Origin of the sequence: Delftia tsuruhatensis NBRC 16741 (assembly GCF_001571325.1) — a bacterium.
Taxonomy (GTDB): domain Bacteria; phylum Pseudomonadota; class Gammaproteobacteria; order Burkholderiales; family Burkholderiaceae_C; genus Comamonas; species Comamonas tsuruhatensis.
On the sequence record NZ_BCTO01000050.1, the window covers coordinates 1 to 24,330 of the forward strand.

21 protein-coding genes and 1 pseudogene are annotated in these 24,330 nt (G+C 68.6%); 11 read left to right on the plus strand and 11 right to left on the minus strand.

What is annotated here, in order from left to right; all coding sequences use genetic code 11:
• The 8 genes and pseudogenes from DTS01S_RS22860 to DTS01S_RS22890 form a co-directional block, all read left to right on the plus strand.
• On the plus strand, positions 1-1,721 hold a 1,721-nt coding region (locus DTS01S_RS22860), incomplete at its 5' end, for a methyl-accepting chemotaxis protein (protein ID WP_061288965.1).
• 152 nt (positions 1,722-1,873) lie between these two features.
• Positions 1,874-2,551 carry a phosphoglycolate phosphatase gene (locus DTS01S_RS22865; protein WP_026062241.1) on the plus strand — a complete coding sequence of 226 codons (678 nt, stop codon included), beginning with the start codon at positions 1,874-1,876 and terminating at the stop codon, positions 2,549-2,551.
• A gap of 147 nt (positions 2,552-2,698) precedes the next feature.
• Positions 2,699-3,049 (plus strand): annotated as a pseudogene (speD, locus tag DTS01S_RS31555) (adenosylmethionine decarboxylase); the annotation flags it as partial.
• 6 nt (positions 3,050-3,055) lie between these two features.
• Positions 3,056-3,994 carry a polyamine aminopropyltransferase gene (speE, locus tag DTS01S_RS22870; RefSeq protein WP_455737550.1) on the plus strand — a complete coding sequence of 313 codons (939 nt, stop codon included), beginning with the start codon at positions 3,056-3,058 and terminating at the stop codon, positions 3,992-3,994.
• A 196-nt stretch (positions 3,995-4,190) separates the two neighbouring features.
• Positions 4,191-4,931 carry a hypothetical protein gene (locus DTS01S_RS22875; protein ID WP_223275310.1) on the plus strand — a complete coding sequence of 247 codons (741 nt, stop codon included), beginning with the start codon at positions 4,191-4,193 and terminating at the stop codon, positions 4,929-4,931.
• A gap of 170 nt (positions 4,932-5,101) precedes the next feature.
• A complete protein-coding gene (locus DTS01S_RS22880; protein ID WP_016453971.1) occupies positions 5,102-5,602 on the plus strand; it encodes a hypothetical protein in 501 nt (166 codons plus the stop codon).
• Positions 5,580-6,266, plus strand: coding sequence for a response regulator transcription factor (locus DTS01S_RS22885; RefSeq protein WP_013804692.1), 687 nt, complete (start codon positions 5,580-5,582; stop codon positions 6,264-6,266). The genes DTS01S_RS22880 and DTS01S_RS22885 overlap by 23 nt, the downstream gene beginning before the upstream one ends.
• Positions 6,235-7,650, plus strand: a complete 1,416-nt coding sequence (locus DTS01S_RS22890; RefSeq protein WP_016450792.1) for a sensor histidine kinase — start codon at positions 6,235-6,237, stop codon at positions 7,648-7,650. The genes DTS01S_RS22885 and DTS01S_RS22890 overlap by 32 nt, the downstream gene beginning before the upstream one ends.
• On the opposite strand, the gene DTS01S_RS22895 is transcribed toward DTS01S_RS22890, so the two are convergent.
• Positions 7,625-8,221, minus strand: a complete 597-nt coding sequence (locus DTS01S_RS22895) for a chalcone isomerase family protein (RefSeq protein WP_026062996.1) — start codon at positions 8,219-8,221, stop codon at positions 7,625-7,627. The two genes, DTS01S_RS22890 and DTS01S_RS22895, sit on opposite strands and share 26 nt — an antisense overlap.
• Before the next feature lie 981 nt (positions 8,222-9,202).
• Between DTS01S_RS22895 and DTS01S_RS22900 the strand changes: the two genes are divergently transcribed.
• The gene (locus DTS01S_RS22900) at positions 9,203-9,517 is read left to right on the plus strand and encodes a hypothetical protein (protein ID WP_061288971.1); all 315 of its coding nucleotides are present in this window, start codon (positions 9,203-9,205) and stop codon (positions 9,515-9,517) included.
• A gap of 48 nt (positions 9,518-9,565) precedes the next feature.
• Here the strand turns inward: DTS01S_RS22900 and DTS01S_RS22905 are convergent, their stop codons facing one another.
• The 3 genes from DTS01S_RS22905 to DTS01S_RS22915 are packed head-to-tail and all read right to left on the minus strand — an operon-like array spanning position 9,566 to position 11,387.
• Positions 9,566-10,546 carry a CBASS cGAMP-activated phospholipase gene (locus tag DTS01S_RS22905; protein WP_061288974.1) on the minus strand — a complete coding sequence of 327 codons (981 nt, stop codon included), beginning with the start codon at positions 10,544-10,546 and terminating at the stop codon, positions 9,566-9,568.
• A complete protein-coding gene (locus DTS01S_RS22910; RefSeq protein ID WP_016449524.1) occupies positions 10,546-10,995 on the minus strand; it encodes a hypothetical protein in 450 nt (149 codons plus the stop codon). Before DTS01S_RS22910 ends, DTS01S_RS22905 begins: the two co-directional genes overlap by 1 nt.
• The gene (locus DTS01S_RS22915; RefSeq protein ID WP_013804688.1) at positions 10,992-11,387 is read right to left on the minus strand and encodes a hypothetical protein; all 396 of its coding nucleotides are present in this window, start codon (positions 11,385-11,387) and stop codon (positions 10,992-10,994) included. The genes DTS01S_RS22910 and DTS01S_RS22915 overlap by 4 nt, the downstream gene beginning before the upstream one ends.
• Positions 11,388-11,744: 357 nt before the next feature.
• Between DTS01S_RS22915 and trpE the strand changes: the two genes are divergently transcribed.
• Both trpE and DTS01S_RS22925 read left to right on the plus strand, forming a co-directional pair.
• Complete coding sequence (gene trpE, locus DTS01S_RS22920; RefSeq protein WP_016449525.1) at positions 11,745-13,244, plus strand: anthranilate synthase component I; 1,500 nt, start codon at positions 11,745-11,747, stop codon at positions 13,242-13,244.
• A complete protein-coding gene (locus DTS01S_RS22925; RefSeq protein ID WP_016449526.1) occupies positions 13,241-13,591 on the plus strand; it encodes a chorismate mutase in 351 nt (116 codons plus the stop codon). Before trpE ends, DTS01S_RS22925 begins: the two co-directional genes overlap by 4 nt.
• Positions 13,592-13,604: 13 nt before the next feature.
• Here DTS01S_RS22925 and DTS01S_RS22930 read toward each other — a convergent pair whose 3' ends face one another.
• From DTS01S_RS22930 to DTS01S_RS22960, 7 genes are all read right to left on the minus strand, one after another.
• The gene (locus DTS01S_RS22930; protein WP_017405867.1) at positions 13,605-14,852 is read right to left on the minus strand and encodes an acetate/propionate family kinase; all 1,248 of its coding nucleotides are present in this window, start codon (positions 14,850-14,852) and stop codon (positions 13,605-13,607) included.
• Positions 14,849-16,327 carry a bifunctional enoyl-CoA hydratase/phosphate acetyltransferase gene (locus DTS01S_RS22935; protein WP_061288977.1) on the minus strand — a complete coding sequence of 493 codons (1,479 nt, stop codon included), beginning with the start codon at positions 16,325-16,327 and terminating at the stop codon, positions 14,849-14,851. The genes DTS01S_RS22930 and DTS01S_RS22935 overlap by 4 nt, the downstream gene beginning before the upstream one ends.
• The gene (locus tag DTS01S_RS22940; RefSeq protein WP_047472286.1) at positions 16,324-18,633 is read right to left on the minus strand and encodes a DUF3141 domain-containing protein; all 2,310 of its coding nucleotides are present in this window, start codon (positions 18,631-18,633) and stop codon (positions 16,324-16,326) included. The genes DTS01S_RS22935 and DTS01S_RS22940 overlap by 4 nt, the downstream gene beginning before the upstream one ends.
• A 116-nt stretch (positions 18,634-18,749) precedes the next feature.
• The gene (locus DTS01S_RS22945; protein WP_017405870.1) at positions 18,750-19,283 is read right to left on the minus strand and encodes a hypothetical protein; all 534 of its coding nucleotides are present in this window, start codon (positions 19,281-19,283) and stop codon (positions 18,750-18,752) included.
• A 53-nt stretch (positions 19,284-19,336) separates the two neighbouring features.
• The gene (locus tag DTS01S_RS22950; RefSeq protein ID WP_017405871.1) at positions 19,337-20,467 is read right to left on the minus strand and encodes an ABC transporter permease; all 1,131 of its coding nucleotides are present in this window, start codon (positions 20,465-20,467) and stop codon (positions 19,337-19,339) included.
• A gap of 1 nt (position 20,468) precedes the next feature.
• A complete protein-coding gene (rbbA, locus tag DTS01S_RS22955) occupies positions 20,469-23,225 on the minus strand; it encodes a ribosome-associated ATPase/putative transporter RbbA (RefSeq protein ID WP_061288980.1) in 2,757 nt (918 codons plus the stop codon).
• The gene (locus DTS01S_RS22960) at positions 23,222-24,313 is read right to left on the minus strand and encodes an HlyD family secretion protein (RefSeq protein ID WP_012202692.1); all 1,092 of its coding nucleotides are present in this window, start codon (positions 24,311-24,313) and stop codon (positions 23,222-23,224) included. The genes rbbA and DTS01S_RS22960 overlap by 4 nt, the downstream gene beginning before the upstream one ends.
• Between the last annotated feature and the right edge of the window lie 17 nt (positions 24,314-24,330).

The following is a 24,330-nucleotide window of genomic DNA, read 5'->3' on the forward strand; positions in this document are numbered from 1 at the left end:
AAACCGGCAGCAGCCCATCCCTCGCGCTTCTCACCATGGTTGTGGCACTTCTCGCCCTGCAGGCGCTGAGCGAGGCAAATCAAAATCTTGTCCACTTTGTCGACGGTATCAACGCCCGAGCAACCTTGGCCGAGAAGGTTCGCACAGCCGTGGATCGACGAGCTATCGCGGTGCGTAACTTGGTGCTGGTCACATCGCCCGCAGACCTGGAGAAGGAGAAAGGCGCTCTCACCTCAGCACACGCCGACGTCAAGGCCTGGCTGACCGAGCTCCAGGCCGCAGCGGAGTCAACGGAAGCCGCTGCCGATGCGCGCAATCTGGTGACCAGCATTGCTGATGTGGAGCGGCGCTACGGACCGGTAGCCACCGACATCGTGGCCCTGGCTCTGCAAAATAAAAAGGATGTAGCGGTCCGCAAGATGAACGACGAGTGTCGGCCCTTGTTAGCGGAGTTGACCGAGACCACTCGCCAGTACAGTGAACTGACCCGCGCACGGTCGCGACAGATGATTGAACAGGCAGCGCAGGCCTACGTTTACCGCAGGAACATGCTGATCGCCGCAAGCATGGTCGCCATTTTCCTGGCTGTCCTGATGGGCTGGCGGATAGCACGAGGCCTGACGCGCTCCCTGGGCGCAGAGCCTGCGCAACTGGGCAATGTCGCCCAACAGATCGCCCAAGGCAATCTCAGCCCTGAACTGCTGCGCCACCAGGCCCCCGAAGGCAGCGTCCAGGCATCGCTCAATGCCATGCTCCAGAGCCTGGCCTCGGTCGTTCATGAGGTTCGCAAAAATGCCGATGGGATCGCTGGCGGCAGCACGGAGATCGCCAACGGCAATGCCGACTTGAGCCAGCGCACGGAACAGCAGGCCAGTGCCTTGCAGGAAACTGCAGCGTCGATGGAGCAGCTGTCGACCACCGTCAGGCAGAACGCGGACAACGCCAGGCAGGTCAATCAACTCGCCCTGGGCGCAAGCCAGGTGGCCACCAAGGGCGGCGGCTCCGTGCAGGAGGTCGTCAATGCGATGCAGGACATCAGCGAAAGTTCGCGCCAGATCGGCGAAATCGTGGGCGTGATCGACGGCATCGCGTTCCAGACCAACATCCTGGCGCTCAATGCCGCAGTCGAGGCTGCGCGCGCAGGCGAGCAGGGCAAAGGCTTTGCCGTGGTGGCCGGTGAGGTGCGCAACCTGGCGCAGCGCAGCGCGCAGGCCGCCCGGGAAATCAAGCAGCTCATCGCCACCAGCACCACACGGGTCAAGCAGGGCACCGAGCTGGCCGACCAGGCTGGCGCCACCATGGCGCAGGTGCTGCAGTCCATCCAGCGCGTGACCGACCTCATGGGGGAGATCAGCAGTGCCAGCGATGAGCAAAGCGCGGGGGTGGCGCAGGTCGGCAAGGCCGTCAGCCAGATGGACCAGGTCACGCAGCAGAATGCGGCGCTGGTGGAGGAAAGCGCGGCAGCGGCGGCCAGCCTCAGAACGCAGGCACAGCAGCTGGTTCAGGCCGTGTCGATCTTCCAGCTGGGCGGCCAGGCGGCACAGCCTGCCTCGACACCGCCGCTGTCGCAGCCGACGGTGCAGGCGCGCAATCCGGCACCCGCGAAAGCGGCGCTCCCCGCCCGCCAGGCTGCCCGGCCCGTGCTGCGCCCCGTGAGCCCGGTGAGCCCTGCGCACAAGCAGGCGCAAGCGCAGGAGCAGGACGACTGGGTGTCGTTCTGATCAACGGCCCCTTGCGTGCGCCGGGGTGCGCGGCCGCCGCCATGCCGGGTCTGCCAGGAGCCGCAGGGCCCAAGTCCAGGGCCCGTGCAAGTTCTGATATTTTCAGCGCTGTTCCTGCGCAGGCAGCCCCCGGTTATCGATACTCCATGGCCATGATTGCAAACCTTATTCCGTTGAACCCCACGCACCTGGATGCCGCCATCGTCGATCTCGACGGCACCATGGTCAACACCCTGGGCGACTTCGCCGAAGCCCTCAACCGCATGCTGGCGGACCTGCAACTGCCGGCCATCGCCCCGCAGGCCATAGAGAACATGGTGGGCAAGGGCTCGGAGCACCTGATCCGCTCGGTGCTGGCCCATGTGGGCGCGGCCGATGTGGATGCCATCTACGGCCAGGCCTGGCAGCGCTACGAGCACCACTACCTGCAGCTCAACGGCCAGTTCGCCGATGTCTACCCGGGCGTGCTCGAAGGCCTGCAGGCATTGCGCGCACGCGGCCTGCGGCTGGCCTGCCTGACCAACAAGCCGCTGTCCTTCGCCCGGCCGCTGCTGGAGCAAAAAGGCCTGGCACCGCTGTTCGAACAGGTCTTCGGCGGCGATTCCTTCGAGCGCAAGAAGCCCGACCCCCTGCCCCTGCTCAAGACCTGCGAGGCCCTGGGCACCTCCCCGGCACGCACACTGATGCTGGGCGACTCCAGCAACGACGCCCAGGCCGCGCGCGCCGCGGGCTGCCCCGTGGTGCTGGTCAGCTACGGCTACAACCACGGCCAGCCCGTGCGCCAGGTCGATGCCGATGGCTTCGTCGATGCGCTGACCGAACTGGCCTGAGCCGCGCAGCCTCCAAAATTGTTGGAAAAAGAATGGGATTTGGCGATGGTTAACGCACTTTGACGGTGCGATTTATGTTTTTGCTAGAGTCGTCTGCTTTGCCATCCTGGCCGCGATCCGGCCACAGACAAGGAGGAAGCACGCGACATGCACGGACTGCACCTGACCGCCGATCTCTACCAATGCCAGGGCGACGAGCGCCATATGCTCGACGCCGATGCCATCGCCGCCCTGTGCCGCGCACAGACCGCGCAGGCCGGCCTGACCCTGGTGGAGGACCGCTGGGTCAAGTTCCCTGACTACCAGGGGCAGCCCGGCGGCGTCACCGGCACCGTGCTGCTGGCCGAATCGCACCTGGCCATACACACCTGGCCCGAGACCGGCTGCGTCACCGTCGATGTCTACGTCTGCAATTTCTCCGCCGACAACTCGGGCAAGGCCCGCGCGCTGATGGAGGGCGTGATCGCCGCCTACGCGCCGGGCCGCGTGGTGCGCCAGCATCTGATGCGCGGCGACATCGGTCCCGGCGCCCAGGCCACGGCGGCGGCCGATGAGGGCGATTGGGCGCTGGAGGCGCTCACGCCCCATGCGCGCTTTGGCTGGCGCGCCACGCGGCGCGAAACCGTGCAGACGCCCCATCAGGAACTGGAGCTGCTGCACACGCCGCAGTTCGGCAAGGTGCTGCGACTGGATGGCCGCTTCATGACCTCCGAAGGCGAGGAATTCTTCTACCACGAGGCCCTGGTCCACCCCGCTGCCCTGGCCCACCCGGCGCCGCGCAAGGCGCTGATCCTGGGCGGCGGCGATGGCGGCGCAGCCGAGGAACTGCTCAAGCACCCGTCCATGGAGCAGGTGGTGGTGGCCGAGCTGGACGAGGCTGTGGTCCAGGCCGCGCGCACGCACCTGCAGCAGGTGCACCGCGGCGTGTTCGATGACCCGCGCCTGCAGCTGCGCATAGGCGACGGCATGGCCATGGTGGAGCACACCGAAGAACGCTTCGACCTCGCCCTCATGGACCTCACCGACCCCGACACGCCTGCCAGCGCGCTGTACTCCGACCAGGCCCTGGCGCGCATGAAGCGCGTGCTGGCGCCGGGCGGCGCCCTGGTGCTGCACCTGGGCAGCCCCGTCTTCCATGGCGGGCAGGTGGCGCGGCTGGTGGCCAGCCTGCGCGAGCGCTTTGCCATCGTGCGCTGCTACGGCCTGTACATCCCCCTGTACGGCGCCTACTGGGGCCTGGCTGTGGCCTCCGACACGCTGGACGCGGCGGCGCTGCCCCCCGCCCAGCTGCGCCAGCGCCTGGCCGAGCGCCGCCTGCCCGACCTGCGCTACTACAACGCCGAAGTGCACCCCGCACTGTTCGCGCTGCCCAACTATTACCGCGACCTGGTGCAGCCCGCGCCCCTGGCGGCGCTGCCCCCGCGCGCGGTCCGCGTCGCCTGAGCCCGGCCCGTTCTGGCAACGGGCCGAGCCCGGCCCGCCCTGGCCGGGCTGCGGTGGCAACTGCGCGCCCGGCAGGGCAAATTTGACACAGTGCTGCAATCTGGTGGCAAGTCTGCTGTAATGAAAAACGGCGGGAAGGCCCGTGCGCCCGCCATTTTTCCGGCTTCCTGGTAAGTATTTCCGGGATATTGCGTGCTTGCAAAAACCATATCAACAGATAAAGCGCCAGACGCCCTGTATCAAAATGACTGCTTCCCTTTCAAAAACAAGAATATCCGCGTCCAAATACCATGATGATTCCTTGCTGCGGCTTTGGAATTGGGCTTTGTTGGCAGGGCTGGTATTGAGCTTTCCCCTGAGCTTTGTATTGCCGCAAAGCCTGAGTTGGGAAAATGGATTCCTGGAGAATATCCAGGCCGTGACCCTGCTGCTGGGCATGGTGGCGGCCCTGGTTGCGGCGCGGCGGCAAAAAGGCTCCTTTGCAGCGCCACTGTGGTGGATCGCCTCCCTGTTCTGGCTGGCCTTTCTGGGGCGTGAACTGGCCTGGGGCGCAGCTTTCCTGCCCAGCCTGGAGGCTGGCAAGTGGGGGCCGGTGATCAGCTCCCAGGTGCTGTGGTACCGGCCCGCCGTCAAATGGGTGGTGGGCGCCATGCTGCTGCTGTGCTGCTATTGGTTTGTGCGCCACGGTGTCTGGAACAAGGTCATCAAGCGCCTGGTGCGCGAGAAGGCGCTGCCGATATTCAGCCTGGCGACATTTGTCGCGGCCATGGTGATATCCACCAATGCGGAAGGTCATGGCTTCATTGTCCTGCAGCAATGGTTTGATTATCAGGTGATCGTGCTGGAGGAGCTGGTGGAGACATTTGGATATATGGCACTGTGGCTGGCACAGTGGGCGCTGGTCAGGTATGTTGCTGGCTGGCAGGAAGATATTTGAGCCAATATTGATCAAGCCGGCCGCCTGCATATTCCCGGTGTAATGGGGCAGATTCAGGGGCCGGTAAGTCGCCAGTAAGACGCAATCGGGGAGCATGGCCGTTTTCCCCGCAGGTTTGCCGCTCTCGCGGCGGACCGACGGAGCCTGAAACGACAGAACGTGCCATCGCAATGCAAGCCTCCATCTACCAGGACGTGATAGGTATCCAGGCGGCGGGCCAGGCGTATTCCCTGGGTTCGCGCTTCCAAGAATGCAGCCAGCATCGTGCCGTGCGGCTGGAGACGATCTTCGAGTTGCTTATCCTCAAGTTCCGCGAGGACCTGCTGCAGGCGCTGGCCGAGGAGCCGCCAGGCCCCGCACGCCACCTGCGCGCCTATATCCGCTGCGTCTGCGACCATGCCCTGTCCCGCCAGCGCGGCCAGAAGACGGCCGCACAGTTGCTGACCCGCGCAAGATTCCAGAACATATGGTTTGATTTCGTGGACGCGGCCTGCGCCGACGATCTGGTGCCCGAGGACATTGCCCTGCAATGCCGCGCCATGGTCGAGGACCTGTGGGTCATCCATGTGCTGGTCGAGCCCATGGCGCCCCAGCGCATCACCGGGATCAGGGAGCATTTGCTGTCCCTGTGCGGCAACGACGGAAACCATGAATCGCATCGCATTAATTGAGGACCATGCCAGGCTGGCCACGCTGGTCAGCCGCTCGCTGGCCAACTCCGGCATAGAGACCGATGTCTTCCACCAGATCTCCACGGCCTGGCTGGCCCTGCAGGACATCGACTACGGCGTCATCGTCATCGACCGCGGCCTGCCCGATGGCGACGGCCTGCAACTGGTGCAGCGCCTGCGCGCCGCAGGCCGCTCCACGCCCTGCCTGATGCTCACGGCCCGTGACGCGCTCAGCGATCGCGTGGGCGGCCTGGAAGCCGGTGCCGACGACTACCTGACCAAGCCCTTTCCCATGGAAGAGCTGATTGCCCGCGTGCGCGCCCTGCTGCGCCGCCCGGCCCTGGTGCAGGAGCTGGCGCCGCAACTGGGCGACATCAGCATCAGCCCGCAGCAGGCCTGCATGCACTGCGCGGGCTCTGCCATCGCGCTGCCGCCGGCGGAGCTGCAGATCATGCTCAGCCTGGTGCGCAAGGCCGGCGCCACGGTGCGCCGCTCCACGCTGGAGGCGGCGGCCTGGGGCATGAGCAGCGTGGTCACGCCCAACGCCCTCGATGTGGCCCTGCACCGGCTGCGCCGCAAGCTGGCCGCGGCCGGCTCGTGCATGGAAATCGTCAACATCCGGGGTCAGGGCTATGCGCTTCGCGAACCTTTGCTGGCCCGGTAGCCTGCGCTCGCGGCTGCTGGCCGTCTATGGGTTGAGCATGGTGTTCAGCGCGCTGCTGGTGGGCGCGCTGGTGATCCTCGTCGCCAAGCCCTTCGACAGCTATGCGCTGCAGCGCGGCATGGGGCATGCGGCCGAGAAGCTGGCCGAGTGGGTGAGCTTCGATGCCAAGGGCGTGCCCCAGGGGTTCAGCGAGCGTGAACTCAAGGCCTGGATGCTGACCAGCCTGGGCGAGGAAATGCAGCTGCGCATCACCGACGCCCGCGGCCGTGTGGTCTTCGCCCCCAACGGCGAAATGCAGCCGCTGACGCAGACCGGCCGGGGCTTCGACCCCGAGCTCAAGGCCTTTGCCTACGAGCGCGGCGGCGTGGTCATGCGCGCGGGCACGGCCACGCTGGTCCACGACGGCACGACGTGGCACGTGCAGATAGCCGTCAGCGACCGCATGGTGGACTGGCTGCGCGAATCGGTGGGCCTGCCCGCGCTGTGGCGCGGCATGGTGGCCATCGGCGTGGTTTTCCTGGTCGTGTTCCTGTTCTCCACGCACCGCACGCTGCAGCGCATGCTCAGGCCGCTGGGCGTGGCCGCGCAGGATGCCCAGCGCATCACCCCGCAGACGCTGGGCACGCGCCTGCAGCCCAAGGACCTGCCGCGCGAGTTCGCGCCCCTGGTCGAGGCCTTCAACCACGTGCTGGACCGGCTGCAGGCCGGCTTCAGGAACCAGCAGGAATTCCTGTCCATGGCCGCGCATGAGCTCAAGACGCCGCTGGCCCTGATGCGCGTGCAGATCGAGCTGGAGCCCGAGGACCGGCGCAGCCCCGAGCTGCTCAAGGACGTGGACCACATGGCGCGCCAGGTCCAGCAGCTGCTGCACCTGGCCGAGGTTTGCGAACACCAGCGCTACCGCATGGAAGACATTGCGCCGGCCGACATCATTGGCGAGGTCTGCGACTTCATGGCCCGCGCCTCCGAAAAATGCGGCGTGCACATCCACTGCGAGGTCAAGGACGGCTCGCCTGCCTGGCGTGCCGACCGGGGCGCGCTGTTCGTGCTGCTCAAGAACCTGATCGAGAACGCCGTGCAGCACAGCCCGCAGGGCGCCACCGTCACCGTGAAGGCCTGCGGCCTGGGCTTTTCGGTGCTGGACCAGGGCCGTGGCGTGCCGCCCGAGGACCTGCCGCGCATCTTCGAGCGCTTTTGGCGCAGCAGCGAGCGGCGCGACCTGGGCGCAGGCCTGGGGCTGCCCATCTGCCTGGAGATTGCGCGCGCCCATGGCTGGACGCTCACGGCCCTGCCCGGTGCCACGGGGCTGGAGATCCAGGCGCGCTTTGCCGGGCCGGTGCAGGAGCCCGCGCAGCCGTTCAACCGCCCAGCAATGCCTTCTTGAGCTGCTCGTCGGCCGGGTGCGGGCCCAGCCAGATGCCCAGCAGCGCCTGGAAGAACTCGGGCTCCTGGAAGGGCGCGCCCTGGGCCTGGCCCTTGACGAAGACCTGGGCGCCCTGGCCCGGCACCCAGTCCACCGAGAAGTTCTCGCCCGGCAGCAGCTTCTTGTGCTGCGTGAAGATGTCGCTCATGCGCAGCACGCCGGGCACCAGGCGCGAGAAGCGCGCGCGCTCCATGTTGTCCTCGATGCCGCGCGCGAACAGCTTGCCTAGCTCAGCCGAATCGATCTCGCGCAGCATGGTCACGCTCACGCGCTTGGGGCCGGGCAGGGCCGCGATCTCCTGCAGGCTGGCGGCCGGCTTTTCCAGGTACAGGCCCGCCGTGTAGACCTTGAAGATGGCCTTGTAGCGAATGCCCGCGCCATTGAGCTGCAGCGTCTGGCCGCCCACCCCCGCCTGGGCTGGATAGGCCACGCCCGCGACGGTGCGCGGCGGCTCCTGGGCAGTGGCGGCCAGCGGTATGGCCAGCGCCATGGCCAGGGCGGCTGTCTTCATCCAGCGGGGCAAGGCGGTCATGGTGTCTCCTGCGCGGGGGCTGTGGCCCGGTTGCGGTTTGTTACGTCCGGGCGACATGTTGTGGGGATCGGGTGGGGGTGGCAACAGGGTTTTCGCGGGCCGATGGAGGGTGGCTATCATCCTGCTCGGTCCGCTTTCTTGTCGTGGGTGTATGCCCACGTTCCTGCGGTTATGGACGGGATGGGGCTACCCGCAAGGGCGTCCGCACGTCGCAATGCGTGTTCTTAACATCCCGTCCACCTGTCTGTGCGTTGCACCGCTGATTCTGTTTGCAAGCCCCTGTCGGGGCGTTTCTTTTCGAGGCCGGGTTTCGGCCCGGCGGCCGACTCACTTTCTTGTCTCGCTACAAGAAAGTGAGCAAAGAAAAGCGCCCGAATGTCCGCGACCCCTTCGCTGCGCTGCGGGGCAACCTGCGCCGGGCTGCCTGCGGGGTTCGCTGCGGAACTCGCTGCGTTCACTGCGTGAACTTCGCTCAGACAACCGCAGCGAGTCAGATGACGAAGCAGTCCTGTCCTTCGGCAGGACTGCAACCCCGCAGGCAGCCCGGCGCAGGCGCGGCCATACGGGGAGTGGGTTCGGGCCTTCGCTTCGCTCGGCCTGGAGCGCTGGGGCGTTTGCCGTCTTGAAAGCCTCTATCATTGCGGCGGCCCCCTGTTCAGGGGCTGGTGCGTAAGAACACCTGCGTGTAAAGCGGTGCGGCCTCCCCGTGAGCGAGGCCTTGTCACGTCTGAATGTCGGATCGTGGGTGCATGCCCACGTCCCTGCGGTTACGGGCGGGATGGGGCTACCCGCAAGGGCGTCCGCACGGCTTTGCACGTGTTCTTAACATCCCGTCCACCTGTCTGTGCGTAAGAACACGGGCCGGTGGTTTTGTTCTCTCGCAAAGGAGTACGAAATCATGTACGGCATTTCCATTTCTGCCTTCCCCTCCTCCCATCAAGCGCCTCACTCTGGCGCGTCTGCCGTGGGAGGGGTTGCGCCATGAGTACCTCTTCCACAACCCTGACCCAGCCCACGCAGCAGCAGTTGAGCCATGCCGTGACCGAGATCGGCCGGCTGACGCTGCAGGGCAGCAGCGAGGTGTATTCCCTGGGCCAGCTGGCGCTGGCCTGGCTGGAGCGGCCCGAGGGCCATCGCAATCTGGAGGTGGTGGCCAATGCGCTGCAGGCCATTTGCGGGGCTGCGCAGCGGATGGAGGAGCTGGTGGAGGACGAGGTGAGCTACGTGCATTGCCTGCAGGAGGATCCGGCGTATCTGCGGCGGATGGCTGCGGCTTCGGCGGCGTTTGAGCGCTGATTCTCTTTGCAAGCCCTGTCGGGCCTTCGCTTCGCTTGGCCCGGCGTTTCAGCCCAGGACGTTCTTCAGCAGCGTCTTTTCCTGCTCCGTGAGGGCGGCGATGCATTCGTCGCCCAGGGCCTGCAGCAGCCGGGTGCTGTCGGCATTGGCGATGTCCAGGCCCAGGCGTTTTTGCTGGGCTGGGGGCTGCGTGAAGTTCAGGCGCAGGTAGCTGCTGGTGCCCAGTTCCTGGCGGGCCGCCTTGACGGCCTGGACCTCCTGGGCGGCCATGACCAGGTCCAGCAGGGGCTTGACCAGGGTCAGCCCGCGCCGGGGCATGGCCACGGGGTCCTGGCCCTGCTGGGGGTTGGCGGTGCCTACGCTGATCATCACGATGTCGGCCGCTGGCCCCCAGAGTTGGCGGGCGGCCTGCAGGGCCAGCAGGTCGGGCGCGTTGGCGGCGAGTCCGCCGTCCACGAAGACATGGCCTGCTGCGGCGTGCGCAGGAAAGTAGGTGGGGGCGGCCGATGAGGCCAGCATGGCGTCCATCAGCGTCAGGCCCAGCCGGTCCCTGTCGGGCAGGGCGCCGCTGGCCAACAGGTGCAGCTGCGATGAATTCCAGTTCACGGCGGGCAGCAGCAGCGGCACCTGCAGTTGCCCCAGGGCGGACTGCTCCGCTTGCGGCATGGCCTCCTTGATCGCTGCGCGCAGCGGGGCGCTGTCATAGAGCGCCTTGCCCATGGCCTGGCGCAGGCCGGGCAGCCATTTGGAGGGAAAGATGGAGGGGCCGTGGTCCAGCAGCAGTTGCTTGATGCGCGCGGGCTGGCAGCCGCTGGCCAGGGCGGTGGCGATGATGGCGCCGATGGAGGTGCCGGCGAACAGGTCCACTTTCTCCAGCAGGTCGCCGTTGCCGAATTCGCGGTGGATGCGCTCCAGCACATGGGCGCTGAACAGGCCGCGATAGCCGCCGCCCGACAGGCTCAGGACGACCCGGCGCCGGCGCAGGCCCTGGCGCACCGCGCTGGACAGGGGCGGTACGTCGAAGTCCATCACAGCGCGTGCACGGCAACGCCACGGGCGGCGGCCTGCGTCAGGTAGAGGTTGGCGGGCTCGGTGTAGCAGACCTTGAGCAGGTCGGCCGTGGCGATGAGCAGCCGCAGGTCCTGCGCCAGCGGCGCCGTGCCCTGCGGGCCCTGGCTGTCCAGCGGCGCGAAGTTGCGCCATTCGATGAAGCGCTCCAGCACCTTGTTGTCCACGCTGGTCAGCATGGAAGCGCCTTCGGCGCGCAGATTGGCGTACAGCGCATCGAGCAGGGAGAACCACTCGTTGCGGTCACGCAGGTCGTGGAATGCCTCGGCCACGGCCGCCTTGGCGATGGCCATGGACAGGTCGCTGACGATGCAGTCCAGCGGCCGGATGGTGGAGAACCACTGCAGGGTCGCGGGCTCCTGGTTCGCCATCCACAGCAGGCAGCGGGGACCCAGCAGGTAGCGGCTCATGGCGCGCGCCGGGCGGGTACGTCGATATCGCCGCGCGCCCCGGACATCTGCGCAGCGGACAGATCCACGGCCTGGCGCGGCAGCGGCAGGGACCGGCAGATGTCGGCCACCGTGCGGGGGGCGCGTTCGTTGGCGGACAGGGCCACCATGTGCTCCTCGCTGACGATCACGTAGCGCTTGCGGCCCTGGGAGATGAGGGCCACCCCGTCGTGATCGGCCTGTTTGAGCACCGCGCCGTACTGCGCCTTGAAGACCGAGATCGGCATGGGCGTGGTGTTGCGCGGCATGGCCGATCCGACCTGATGGCTCAGGTCCCGCAGGGCGCGGTTCAGCGGGTCGCGTTCGCCCTCGGGCAAGGCAGCGTCGGTGCGGGCGGAGAAATGGGACGGCATGATCGACCTTTCTGGTCAGGTTGTGCTGCCATTGTTGGTCAGGCTGACCAGGGTGTCAATTGTGGCCATGACAGGCCCCTGCGGCGCCCGCGCAAGGCGCCGGCCCGCACTTGTACCCCGCCGCGTCTGCGCTACACTTGCCCGCTATGTTCATTCATCGCATGTTCATTGCAGGTTGTGGAGACCGGGGAGCCTGGCCCTGGCGCAAGCCTGTCCAACTGAACAGCTGAAGCACCCGGGGCGCGACCCGGCGTGCACCCGAGGCCCTACGGGCCAATCGAATGAATCGGCGCAATCCATGCGCAGCCCGCACCCACATCAGGTCTGCCAGCGCCACGCAATCCGGAGTCTTTCCCCGTGATCACCGAACTCGAATTCAAGAGCCTTGCTGCGCAGGGCTACAACCGCATCCCTCTGATGGTCGAGGCGTTTGCGGATCTCGAAACCCCCCTGTCCCTCTACCTCAAGCTGGCCCATGCGGGCGGTGACGGCAAGCACAGCTTTTTGCTGGAGTCCGTAGTGGGCGGCGAGCGCTTCGGGCGCTACAGCTTCATCGGCCTGCCTGCACGCACGCTGCTGCGCGCCAGCGGCTTCGGCGATGCGGCATGCACCGAGGTGGTGACCGATGGCCAGGTGGTGGAGACGGCCAAGGGCAATCCGCTGGATTTCATCGCTGCCTACCAAAAGCGCTTCAAGGTGGCGCTGCGCCCGGGGCTGCCGCGTTTTTGCGGCGGGCTGGCCGGCTACTTCGGCTACGACGCCGTGCGCTATATCGAGAAGAAGCTGGAAGATTCCTGCCCGCCCGATACGCTCAACTGCCCCGACATCCTGCTGCTGCAGTGCGAGGAAGTGGCGGTGATCGACAACCTGTCGGGCAAGCTGTACCTGATCGTCTATGCCAACCCCGGCGAGAGCGAGGCCTATACGCGCGCCAAGAAGCGGCTGCGGCAGCTGAAGGATCTGCTGCGCTACTCGGTCAGCGCGCCGCAGATCAAGGCCGGCGAGAGCCACCCGGCCCAGCGCAGCTTTGCCAAGGAAGACTACCTGGCGGCCGTGGAGAAGGCCAAGGAGCTGATCGCCGCGGGCGACTTCATGCAGGTGCAGGTGGGCCAGCGCATCCACAAGCGCTTCACGGCCAGCCCCTTGAGCCTGTACCGCGCGCTGCGTTCGCTCAATCCCAGCCCCTACATGTACTACTACCACCTGGGCGATTTCCATGTGGTGGGCGCCAGCCCCGAGATCCTGGTGCGCCAGGAGAACACGGACGAGGGCCAGAAGGTCACCATCCGCCCGCTGGCCGGCACGCGCCCGCGCGGCGCCACGCCCGAGGCCGACAAGGCCACCGAAAAGGAGCTGGTGGCCGACCCCAAGGAACGCGCCGAGCACGTGATGCTGATCGACCTGGCGCGCAACGACATCGGCCGCATCGCCAAGACGGGCAGCGTGAAGGTGACCGAGGCCTTTGCCGTGGAGCGCTACAGCCACGTGATGCACATCGTCAGCAACGTGGAGGGCATTCTGCGCGACGGCATGGACAACATGGATGTGTTCAAGGCCACCTTCCCGGCCGGCACGCTGACGGGCGCGCCCAAGGTGCATGCCATGGAGATCATCGATCAGCTGGAGCCGACCAAGCGCGGCATCTACGGCGGCGCCTGCGGCTACCTGAGCTTTGCGGGCGACATGGACCTGGCCATTGCCATCCGCACGGGCGTGATCAAGGACGGCACGCTCTACGTGCAGGCCGCCGCCGGCGTGGTGGCCGATTCCGTGCCCGAGATGGAATGGAAAGAGACCGAGCACAAGGCGCGCGCACTGATGCGCGCGGCCGAGCTGGTGGAGGAAGGACTGGAATGAGCACGGACCGCGCCAAGCAGGCCATCGACCTGGTGCAGCACTGCACCGACATGCTGGATGTGCGCCGCAATGTGGATGCGCTGGACGATGTGCTGGTGCCGCTGCTGGTCACGCGCATGGGCTACATGCAGCAGGCCGCGCGCATCAAGGCCGATGCGGCCCAGGTGCGCGACGAGGGCCGCATCGAGGCCATCGTGCGCCGCGTGCGCGAGCGCACGGCCGCCGAGGGCGGCCAGCCCGACATGATGGAGGCGGTGTACCGCCACCTCATGGAGGAATGCATTGCCTACGAGCACCGCGAGTTCGCGCGGCTGCGCGAAGGCGGTGCGCAGGACGATCGTTCCTAGGGCCTGTTCACACTCATGCGGGGATCGCGTTGCCCGGCAGCCAGCGCAGCGCATGGCGCGCTGCCACCCATTCCTCGTTGGTGGGCTCCACGCCCACGGTGACGGCGCTGCCGGTGGCCGAGATCACGGCCGCATCGCGCGCATTGGCCTCGGCGTCCAGCCGCAGGCCCAGAAAACCCAGGCCCTCGCACACGCGCCGCCGTATCTCGGCGCTGTGCTCGCCCACGCCTGCGGTGAACACCAGCAGGTCCAGGCCGCCCAGCACGGCGACCAGGGCGCCGATCTCGCGCACGATGCGCCGCACGTAAAGCGCCAGCGCGTCGCGGGCGCGCTCGGCCTGGGCATCGGCGCCTGATTCCAGCGGCAGCAGCACGCGCGGCTCGGACGAGGTGCCCGAGACGCCCAGCAGGCCGGACTCGTGGTACAGGATGCGGCCCACTTCCTGCAGGCTGAGCTTTTCGATTTCCATCAGGTAGATCACGGCGCCGGGGTCCAGCGCGCCGGTGCGTGTGCCCATCATCAGGCCATCCAGCGCCGAGAACCCCATGGTCGTCGCCACGCTTTGCAGGCCCTGCATGGCGCACAGGCTGGCGCCGCTGCCCAGGTGGGCCACCAGGGTGCGCCCGCGCGCCAGGTCGCCATGGCGCTCGGGCAGGGCGGTGGCCATGTATTCGTAGGACAGGCCGTGGAAGCCGTAGCGGCGCAGCCCGCGCTCCCAGGCCGCGTGCGGCAGGGGCAGCAGTTGCTCGACCTTGGGCAGCGTGTGGTGGAAGGCGGTGTCGAAGCAGGCCACCTGCACCAGTTCGGGCCGCTCGCGCAGCAGGATGTCCATGGCCTCCAGCGCAAAGGGCTGGTGCAGTGGCGCCAGCGGGATGAAGGCCTTGAGGTCGGCCAGCACGCCGGCATCGACGCGCACGGGCTCGAAGTAGCGGCTGCCGCCGTGCACCACGCGGTGGGCGATGGCGGCCACGCGGGCGCCGTCCAGCCGCGCCAGGCGCGCGGTGATGCGCTCGCGGATCAGCTGCAGCGCGGCGCGGTAGGGGTGGGCTGTGTCCAGGGTGATGGCAAAGGGCGGCACGCCGCTCTCGCCGAAGTCGGGCGCGGGCCCGCCTATGCCCTGGACCTTGCCGTTCCACAGCGGCTTGCGCGGCAGCGGGCGCTGGGCACCGTCGAAGACGGCGAACTTGATGCTGGACGAGCCGCAGTTGAGCACCACGACCAGTTCGCGGGCGGGGGAGGATGCGGTGTGGGCAGGGATCATGGCGGCGAGTTCCGGTAGCGGTGGGCCAGCAGCAGGGCGATGGCGCAGGAGGCGATGCGCGAGGCGCGGCTGTCGGCGCGGCTGGTCAGGATCACGGGCACCTTGGCGCCCATGACGATGCCGGCGCTGGCCGCCTCGCCCATGTACATGAGCTGCTTGGCCAGCATGTTGCCGCTTTCCAGGTCGGGCACGACCAGGATGTCGGCCTGGCCCGCCACGGGCGAATCGATGCCCTTGGTGCGCGCGGCGGCCATGGACACGGCGTTGTCGAAGGCCAGCGGCCCGTCGAGCACGCCGCCCGCGATCTGGCCCCGGTCGGCCATCTTGCACAGCGCGGCGGCGTCCAGCGTGGCCGGCATGTGCGGGCTCACGGTCTCCACGGCGGCCAGGATGGCGACCTTGGGCTCGGGCACGCCGATGGCATGGGCCAGGGCGATGGCATTGCGCACGATGTCGGCCTTTTGCTGCAGGTCGGGCGCGAGGTTGATGGCCGCATCGGTCACGATGAAGGGGCGCGGGTAGTGCGGCGTCTGCAGCACGAAGCAGTGGCTGACGCGGCGCTTGGTGCGCAGGCCGGCGGCGGCGGCCACCACCTCGGCCATGAGCTCGTCCGTGTGCAGGCTGCCTTTCATGATGGCCTCGACCTCGCCGCAGGCGGCCAGCTCGGCGCCGCGCGTGGCGGCGGCGTGGCTGTGCGGCACGTCCTCGATGCGCAGGCCGCCCAGGTCCAGCCCGTGCTCGGCCGCCACGGCCTCCAGCCGTGCGCGCGGGGCCACCAGCACGGGGTCGATCAGGCCTTCGCGGCGCGCGTCCAGCGCGGCCGAGAGGCTGGTCTCGTCGCAGGGATGGACCACGGCCACGCGGATGGGCGGCAGGCCGGCCACATGGGCCAGCAGGCGCTGCAGGCCGTCGCGTCCACCGGCCTCCAGCCGGATCTCGGGCAGGCTGGTGCGCTGGCGCTCGATGTGGCGGGCCGGCGCATGCACGGTGGCCTGGCCCTCGATCACGGCGGCGCCATGCTGGTTGGTGCAGGCCACGGCCAGCGTGACCTGGCGCTGCTCGGCCTGCTTGGCCAGCACCTCCACGCGCACGGTCAACCGGTCGCCTGCGGCCAGCGGCGCCAGAAAGCGCAGCGTCTGGCCGACCAGGGTGGTGCCGGGGCCGGGCAGGCGCGTGCCCAGCACCGAGGCCAGCAGCATGCCGCCCCACATGCCATGGGCGATCAGGGCCGTGTCGTCATCGTCGGCGCCGGCAACCGTGCCAGCACCGGCACCGGCACCGGCACCGGCACCGGCACCAGCGCCGTCGGCCACGGCCGCGCCCGACAGGGCGGCGAACAGGCGCAGGTCCTGGGTGCTCAGCGTGCGTTCCAGGCTGGCGCTGTCGCCCACGTCCAGCTCGTCGAAGCTGTGGTTGCGCAGCAGTGCCAGGTCTTCGGGCGGCAGGGCCGCATGGGAGGCAGGGGAGAGGTTCATCGCTTCTTTCGGGTACCTGTGTGCGCGCGGCTGGCCGGTGCGCGCGGGGTGGGCCTGGCGGCCGGGGCTTCGGGTGGGGCCGCTTCCTGGGGGGCCTCCCTGGCCTGCGCCACCTCCAGCGCCTGCACGAAATGCGCCATGGCCTGCAGCAGGCGCTGGTGCTCGGCATCGCTGAGGTTGCCGCCCTGGTTGGCCAGTTCGTCCACCGTGGTCATGCCCCAGCGGATGTCGGCCGCCGGCGAGGCGGCCAGCAACTGGGTGATGGCGGCCATGGCGGCGTCGGGCTCGCGCTGCATCAGCAGGGCCTGGCGGCGCACGATGCGGCGGAACTGCGCCATGTCGGGCGGCACGCCGCCCAGGTGATCCTGCAGCAGCCGCCAGGCGTGGCGGAAGTGGCGCTCATCGGCCTCGCCGCGTGCGCGCAGCACATGGAACAGGGCGCGGATGACGGCCTCGTACAGCCCGCCCTGGGCCACGCTTTCGTGCAGCCGCGCCAGTTCCTGGCACATGTACTGGCAGTGCTCGGGCGATTCGCCCGGGTGCGGGCGCGGCGGGCCGTCGTCCTGGCGGCTTTGGCCGGCCAGGGCCTGCACCAGAGGCGAGCCATAGATGGCGTGGAACAGCCGCGCCTGCATGGCGTCGCGCTGGTCGCGGTAGGTGTCCAGCATATGCACCACGGCCTGCGACATGGCCTGCTGCGCCTTCAGGAAGGGGTTGTCGGGCTCGACGGGGTGGCGGTCCTCGCGCGCCTGCTCGGCGGCCTGGGCCACGGCAGGGGCCAGCGGGTGGGAGTCCGACCAGTATTCATAGCCCACGCGCAGCGGATGCATGGCCTGCAGCCAGCGCGCCGACAACGGCGTGGACAGGGCCTGCACCCAGGGCTGCACGGTGTTGCGGTACAGGGCGAGGTTGATTTCGGAGACGCGGGCGGCGGCGGCAAAGTGGCGCTCGCTTTCGGGGTCGGGCCGGACGATGTCGCGCACCTCGGCCAGGTCGCTGCGGCGGATCTTCATCAGGTAGGCCGCGTCGGTCAGCTCCTGCGGCGGCACGCCGGCCGGGCGGTCGGCGATCTCGGCGCGGTAGATGCCGGCGGGCAGCAGGTCGATGATGTCGATGTGCGCCGCGAACTCGCGGTGCTCCTTGCGGCCCACGGCGCCCGAGACAAAGATGCCCAGGTGGCCGATGCTGTCGTGCGTGGCGAAGACGATGGTCTGGTCGTGGGCGGCAATGTCCTCGTCGTCGCGGTACAGGTCGGTGATCCAGCCCAGGGCCTGGCCCGGCGGCGTGATGTTGTCGCCATGCGAGCAGAACACCACGATGGGCGAGCGGATGTTGCGCAGGTCGATGCGCACGCCGTCCGAGGTCGTCAGCTCGGCCGTGGCCAGCCGGTTGCCGATGAACAGGTTGTCCACGATGTACTGCATCTCGCGGCCTTCGAGGAAGACATGGCCGCCCCAGTACTTCTCGAAGCCCAGGTAGCGCGGCCCCTCGGTGTCCACGTCGGCATAGACCTGGTACTGCTTTTCCCACAGCGTGTTGGCGGGGTTGAGGTTCTCGAAGTTCTGCACCAGCCAGGCGCCGTCGAAGCGGCCCGCGCCCAGGTCACTGGTCAGTGCCGTCACCCAGCTGCCGCCCATGAGGCCGCCGCCGTAGCGCATGGGGTTGTCTCCGGCCCAGTACGACAGCGGCGCGCCGGCCACGATGATGGGCCCGAACAGCTCGGGCCAGACGGCGGCCGTCATGAGGATCTGCCAGCCGGCCTGGCAGTTGCCGATGACGGCGGGCTTGCCCCGGCTCTCGGGGTGAAGCTCGGCGACCTTGCGCACGAATTCGGCCTCGGCGCGCATCACGTCCTCGACGGTCTGGCCGGGCACGGGGTCGGGCAGGAAGCCCACGAAGTAGCAGGGATGGCCGGCCTTGAGGGCGGCGCCGATCTCGCTGTCGGGCTTGAAGCCGCCGATGCCAGGGCCGTGGCCCGCGCGCGGATCGACGACGATGAAGGGGCGCTTGGCCGGGTCGATGACCGTGCCCTCCATGGGCGCGATGCGTGCCAGCCCGTAGTTGACGGGACGCGGCAGCTCCAGGCCGGACATCACGATCTCGGCCTGGAAGCTCAGCACATTGGGCACTTCCTCGGCCAGGTGGGCGCGGTACTGGTTGCCGCGCTGGCGCCGGATGTCGGCATACAGCAGCGTGCGCTGCCAGGCATCGGTGGCGTACTGTGCAGCTGCCTGGGGCAGCTTCAGCGGATCGCCCCACAGTGCCCCCACGTCCACGGTGCCGTGGCTATCGAGGTGCTCGTTCATCTGGCCCACTCCTTTAACGGGCATGTCCTGCCCCCTGCTTGCAGATTGCGTGTGAATGGCCGCCAAACGGCCCCGCGCCTGCGGGACCGTGCGGCTTGTGTCAGTCCCTGGGCTCTTCAGCCGTGGGCGGCAGCGTCCCGGGCCGTTTCGGCGGCAGCCGCTGCAATGGGCTGCTGCGCCGCATGGTCGGGCGGGGTGACGGATGGGGTCACGGACTGGGCCATGGACTGCACGGCCGAGGTCCAGCGCGCCAGCAGGTCGCTCCAGGGCACGGCAGTGTCGGCCGCGCCCTGGGCGCCGCCGCTCAGCGTGGCTGCCACCTGCTGCTGCCAGTCGTGCACGGCCTGCTGCACGCCCTGGGCCAGGGTCATCTGGCTGGCCATGGCCGTCTGGGCCAGGGCCTGGGCATGGCCCATGCGCAGGTGGGCGTGGCGCCAGAAGGCCTGGGCGGGCAGGGTGGCCAGCTCCTGCCAGCTGCTGGTCTGCTGCACGCCCTCGATCTCGCTGCCGGTCTCGGCGATGCGCTCGGGGCCGTTGCGTGCGGCATGCTCCAGCCACTGTTGGCCACTTTCCTGCAGCAGCCGGCTCAGGTGCAGCTGCAGTTCGAGCTGGGCCTTGAGCAGATGGAGGGGAATGGTCTGTGCGCTCATATGGAACTCCTTGCTGGTTGACGTGGAAAGATGCCTTGGCGGCGGAACGAAACTCAGGCCATCTGGCCGATGGTCTTGCGAAAGCGGGCGAGCGTGAGGGCGAACAGCACGGAGCCGATGGCGGCCAGTGCGAGAAAGGGCTTCCAGACCACGTCCAGCCCCGCTCCGCGGTAGAGGATGGCCTGCGACAGCTCGACAAAGTGGGTGGTCGGCGCGGCCAGCATGATGGTCTGCACCAGCTGCGGCATGCTTTCGCGCGGCGTCATGGCGCCCGACAGCAGCTGCAGCGGCAGCAGCACGAGCACCAGCAGCATGCCGAACTGTGGCATGTTGCGCGCCAGCGTGGCAAGGAAGATCCCCAGCGACGTTGTGGCGAACAGGCACAGCGCGGCCCCTGCCAGGAACAGCGGCTGAGAGCCTTCGATGGGAACGCCCAGGGCGCCGCGCACCACGAGGTTGAGCGAGGCAAAGGCGGTGACCAGCACGACCAGTCCCATGGACCATATCTTGGCCAGCATGATCTCGGTCGGTGTCACCGGCATGACCAGCAGGTGCTCCACCGTGCCGTGCTCGCGCTCGCGGATCAGCGCCGCGCCCGTGAGGATGATGGACAGCATGGTCACGTTGTTGATGATCTGCATCAGCCCGCCGAACCAGACCTTGTCCAGCGCGGGATTGAAGCGCGCGCGCACCACCAGGTCCACGGGCAGGGCGGTGGCGCCCCGAAAGCGCCGCACGAACTCGCTGACCTCGGCCGAGACGATCTGCTGCACATAGCTGTTGCCCGTGAAGGCCTGGCTCATGCGCGTGGCGTCCACGTTCAGCTGCAGCTCGGGCGCGCGGCCCGCCAGCACGTCGCGCTGGAAGTTGGGCGGGATGTTGAGCACGAAGGTGTAGGTGCCCGAGTCCATGCCCGGGTCCATCTGCGTGCGGTCGATCATGGCCGGCGGCGCGAACTGCGGCGGATAGAAGGCGCCCGCGATGCGCTGCGACAGCGGCGAGCCGTCCTCGTCCACGATGGCGATGGGCGCGTTGTGCAGGCTCTCGGGCATGGCCGTGGCCGCCGTGTAGATGGAGACCGTGAACACATAGGCGATGAGCACCAGCAGCACGGGGTCGCGCCACAGGCTCCACAGCTCCTTGACGCCCAGCCGGTAGATGTTGGAGAAAAGGCGGGTGCGCATGTCAGCTCTCCTGCTTTCTGGTCAGCGCAATGGCCAGGCCCAGGATCGCCGGCACGGACAGCAGCAGCGGCCCGAACGAGCCGGCCAGCTCCCGAAAGCCCAGCGCCTTGCTGAACACGCCGCGGCTGATGGCGATCATGTGGCTGGCCGGATAGACCTCGCCGATGGCGCGGCCCACGCCCTCCAGCGAGGACACGGGGTCGACCAGGCCTGCGAACTGCGTGGTGGGGATCAGCGTGCCGATCAGCACCAGGAACATCGAGGCGATCTGGCTGCGCGTCAGCGTGGAGGCCAGCAGGCCGAAGCCCGTGGAGGCGCCGCTGAAGATCAGCGCCGCCAGGGCCAGCGTGGCAAAGCTGCCCGTCACGGGCACGCCGAACAGGGTGACGGCCATCAGGCACATCAGCAGGAAGTTCAGCATGGCCAGCACCACATAGGGCAGTTGCTTGCCCAGCAGGAATTCGGTGCGCGTGACCGGCGTGACGTAGAGGTTGGTGATGGAGCCGCTTTCCTTCTCGCGCACCACGGCCAGCGCCGTCAGCATGGCCGGCAAAAGCAGCAGCAGCAGGGGCATGACGGCCGGCACCATGGCCGGCAGGCTGCGCACGTCGGGGTTGTAGCGAAAGCGCGTCTGGATGTCGATGAGGCCGGCCGGCGCCACGCCCAGGCGCTCGCGCGCCTGCTCGGTCAGCCAGTGCTGGTGGATGCCCTGCAGGTAGCCGCGCACGGTCTCGGCGCGCGTGGGCATGGCGCCGTCGAACCAGGCGCCCACCTGCACGGAGCCGCCGCGCAGCACATCGCGCGCAAAGCCCGGGGGGATCTCGATGGCCAGGGTCAGCTCGCCGCTGCGCATGCGGCGGTCCAGTGCGTCGTAGTCGGTCAGCGGCGGCTGCTCGATGAAGTAGCGCGAGCCCGACAGGCTCATCGCATAGCTGCGGCTGATGGTGGTCTGGTCGCGGTCCAGCACGGCAAAGCGCAGGTCCTCCACGTCCAGGCTGATGCCGTAGCCCATCACGAACATCAGGATCAGCGAGCCCACCAGGGCCAGCGTGGCGCGCACCGGGTCGCGCTGCAGCTCCAGCGCTTCGCGCCAGACATAGCTGAGCATGCGCTGGGCGCTGAAATGGCGGCGGCGCGCAGTGTGCGTTTCCACGGCAGCGGGGGCGGCAGGCGCGGCCGGTTCCTCGGCGGCCGGGGCCTCGCCGCCACCGGCCTCGACCAGGTAGCCGATGAAGGCTTCCTCCAGCGTGGCCGCGCCGCGCTTGGCTACCAGGCGCGCGGGCGTGTCGCTGTCCAGCACCTTGCCCGCATGCATCATGGACATGCGGTCGCAGCGCTCGGCCTCGTTCATGAAGTGGGTGGAGATGAAGATGGTCACGCGGTCGCGCCGCGACAGCTCCACCAGCAGGCGCCAGAAGCCGTCGCGCGCCACGGGGTCCACGCCCGAGGTGGGCTCGTCCAGGATGAGCAGCTCGGGCTTGTGCACCATGGCCACGGCCAGCGACAGGCGCTGGCGCATGCCCAGCGGCAGGGCGGCCGGCAGGCTGTGCTGCGCGGCCTGCAGGTCGAAGCGCTGCAGCATCTCGGACACGCGCGCGGGAATGTCCGCCTCGGGCACGCCGAACAGGCGCGCATGCAGCACCAGGTTCTGGTGCACGGTCAGCTCGCCGTACAGCGAGAACGCCTGGGTCATGTAGCCCACGCGGCGGCGCGTGTCGATGTCGCGCGGGTCCACGGGCTGGCCGAACAGCCAGGCCTGGCCCTCGCTGGCCGGCAGCAGGCCGGTCAGCATCTTCATGGTGGTGCTCTTGCCGCAGCCGTTGGAGCCCAGGAAGCCGAAGATCTCGCCGCGGCGGATGCGGAAGGACACATGGTCCACGGCGACGAAGTCGCCAAATCGCATGGTCAGGTCCCTGGCCTCGATGGCGATGTCGTCCTCGCCGCCCTCGGGCAGGGGGGCGATGGTCACGGACGCATGGCCGCGCTTTTTCTCTTCGGGCAGCAGGGCGATGAAGGCCTCTTCCAGCGAGCGGCTGCCCGTGCGCTGCAGCAGCTCGGCCGGCGTGCCCGTGGCCAGCACGCGGCCCTCGTCCATGGCCACCAGCCAGTCGAAGCGCTGGGCCTCGTCCATGTAGGCCGTGGCCACCAGCACGCTCATGCCGGGGCGCTGGCGGCGGATGCGCGCGATCAGGTCCCAGAACTGGGCGCGCGCCAGCGGGTCCACGCCCGTGGTGGGCTCGTCAAGAATGAGCAGGTCGGGGTCGTGGATCAGCGCGCAGCACAGGCCCAGCTTCTGCTTCATGCCGCCCGACAGCTTGCCGGCTGGCCGCTCCAGGAATTTGCGCAGGCCCGTGGCCTGGGTGAGGTCGTCGATGCGGCGCCGCCGCTCGGCCGCGTCATGGCCGAACAGGCGCGCGAAGAACTGCAGGTTCTCCTCCACCGACAGCGTGGGATAGAGGTTGCGCCCCAGGCCCTGCGGCATGTAGGCCACGCGCGGGCAGACGGCCTCGCGGTGCCGGCGCTGGGCCATGTCGCCGCCCAGCACCTCGACGCTGCCTTCCTGGATCTGGCGCGCCCCGGAGATCAGCGCCATGAGGCTGGACTTGCCCACGCCGTCCGGCCCGATCAGGCCGACCATGCGGCCTTCGGGAATGTCCAGGTCGATGCCCGCCAGCGCCTCGACCTGGCCATAGCGCTGGTGCACGCCCTTCAGGCGCACGACCCAGCCGCTGGCGTGGGGCGTCGTGCTCTGGCTCATTGCGCGGGCTGGGCTGGCAGCTTGATGGCCAGGTTGGCGGGCCACTCATGGCTGGCATCGGTGCGCAGCCAGGCCATGCCGGGCACGCCGGTCTTGACCTGTTCCAGATGGCGGCGCAGCAGCTCCGGCGGGATCTGGGCGCGCACGCGGAACATCAGCTTCTGGCGCTCGCTGGCGGTCTCCACGGTCTTGGGCGTGAACTGGGCCTGGCTGGCGACGAAGGAGACGCGGGCCGGGATCACGTACTCGGGCGCGGCGTCCAGCACCAGGCGCACCTCGCTGCCCAGGGCGATGCGCCCGGCGGCGGTCTCGGGCACGAAAAAGGTCATGTAGACATCGGACAGGTCCAGCAGGTTGAGCACGCGCCCGCCTGCGCCCAGCACCTCGCCGGGCTGGGCCACGCGCAGCTGCACGCGGCCATCGCGCGGGGCCTTGAGCACGCCGTCGTCGATGTCGGCCTGCACGCGCGCCACCGTGGCCGTGGCCGCCTGCACCTGGGAGCGCACGCCGACCACCTGGGCCTCGGCCGCCTTCACGGCGGCCTGGGCAGCGGCGGCCTGGGCACGCGTGGCGGCCAGCGCCGCCTCGCTGCCGCGCACGCGGGCGCGGTCGTCATCGAGCTCCTGCACCGAGGAGGCACCCTCGCGCGCCAGCGTTTCCGAGCGCTTGAAGCGGCGCTGCGCGGCGTCCACCTCGGTCTCGCGCTGCACGATCAGGGCCTGGGCGGCGGCCAGGTCGCTGCGGCGCAGGGTGACCTGGGCCTCGGCCGCGGCCACGCTGTGCTCGGCCTGCTGGCGCATGGCGTCGGCTTCCTGGCGCTGGGCGCGCAGGGTGTCGATCTGCATGCGCGCCACGGGCTGGCCGGCCTGCACGAAGTCGCCCTCGCGCACCAGGATTTCCTCCACGCGGCCGGGCAGCTTGGTAGAGATGTCGATCTCGGTGGCCTCGACCCGGCCGTTGCTGCCGACGAAGCCCTCGCCCGGGCCCTTGGGCGTGAAGGTCTTCCAGGCCCACCAGGCCACGAGGGCCAGGACCGCCACGGCGGCGATCGGCACGATCTTGTTCTTCAGAGAGGTGTTCTTGTCCATGGGCGGGTCCGGATGCT

Bases quoted from the DNA above. Each gene is read 5' to 3' on its own strand.
- DTS01S_RS22865 (WP_026062241.1), top strand. From the start codon at position 1,874: ATGATTGCAAACCTTATTCCGTTGAACCCCACGCACCTGGATGCCGCC.
- speE (WP_455737550.1), top strand. From the start codon at position 3,056: ATGCGCGGCGACATCGGTCCCGGCGCCCAGGCCACGGCGGCGGCCGAT.
- DTS01S_RS22880 (WP_016453971.1), top strand. From the start codon at position 5,102: ATGCAAGCCTCCATCTACCAGGACGTGATAGGTATCCAGGCGGCGGGC.
- DTS01S_RS22885 (WP_013804692.1), top strand. From the start codon at position 5,580: ATGAATCGCATCGCATTAATTGAGGACCATGCCAGGCTGGCCACGCTG.
- DTS01S_RS22890 (WP_016450792.1), top strand. From the start codon at position 6,235: ATGCGCTTCGCGAACCTTTGCTGGCCCGGTAGCCTGCGCTCGCGGCTG.
- DTS01S_RS22895 (WP_026062996.1), bottom strand. From the start codon at position 8,221: ATGACCGCCTTGCCCCGCTGGATGAAGACAGCCGCCCTGGCCATGGCG.
- DTS01S_RS22900 (WP_061288971.1), top strand. From the start codon at position 9,203: ATGAGTACCTCTTCCACAACCCTGACCCAGCCCACGCAGCAGCAGTTG.
- DTS01S_RS22905 (WP_061288974.1), bottom strand. From the start codon at position 10,546: ATGGACTTCGACGTACCGCCCCTGTCCAGCGCGGTGCGCCAGGGCCTG.
- DTS01S_RS22910 (WP_016449524.1), bottom strand. From the start codon at position 10,995: ATGAGCCGCTACCTGCTGGGTCCCCGCTGCCTGCTGTGGATGGCGAAC.
- DTS01S_RS22915 (WP_013804688.1), bottom strand. From the start codon at position 11,387: ATGCCGTCCCATTTCTCCGCCCGCACCGACGCTGCCTTGCCCGAGGGC.
- DTS01S_RS22925 (WP_016449526.1), top strand. From the start codon at position 13,241: ATGAGCACGGACCGCGCCAAGCAGGCCATCGACCTGGTGCAGCACTGC.
- DTS01S_RS22930 (WP_017405867.1), bottom strand. From the start codon at position 14,852: ATGATCCCTGCCCACACCGCATCCTCCCCCGCCCGCGAACTGGTCGTG.
- DTS01S_RS22935 (WP_061288977.1), bottom strand. From the start codon at position 16,327: ATGAACCTCTCCCCTGCCTCCCATGCGGCCCTGCCGCCCGAAGACCTG.
- DTS01S_RS22940 (WP_047472286.1), bottom strand. From the start codon at position 18,633: ATGAACGAGCACCTCGATAGCCACGGCACCGTGGACGTGGGGGCACTG.
- DTS01S_RS22945 (WP_017405870.1), bottom strand. From the start codon at position 19,283: ATGAGCGCACAGACCATTCCCCTCCATCTGCTCAAGGCCCAGCTCGAA.
- DTS01S_RS22950 (WP_017405871.1), bottom strand. From the start codon at position 20,467: ATGCGCACCCGCCTTTTCTCCAACATCTACCGGCTGGGCGTCAAGGAG.
- rbbA (WP_061288980.1), bottom strand. From the start codon at position 23,225: ATGAGCCAGAGCACGACGCCCCACGCCAGCGGCTGGGTCGTGCGCCTG.
- DTS01S_RS22960 (WP_012202692.1), bottom strand. From the start codon at position 24,313: ATGGACAAGAACACCTCTCTGAAGAACAAGATCGTGCCGATCGCCGCC.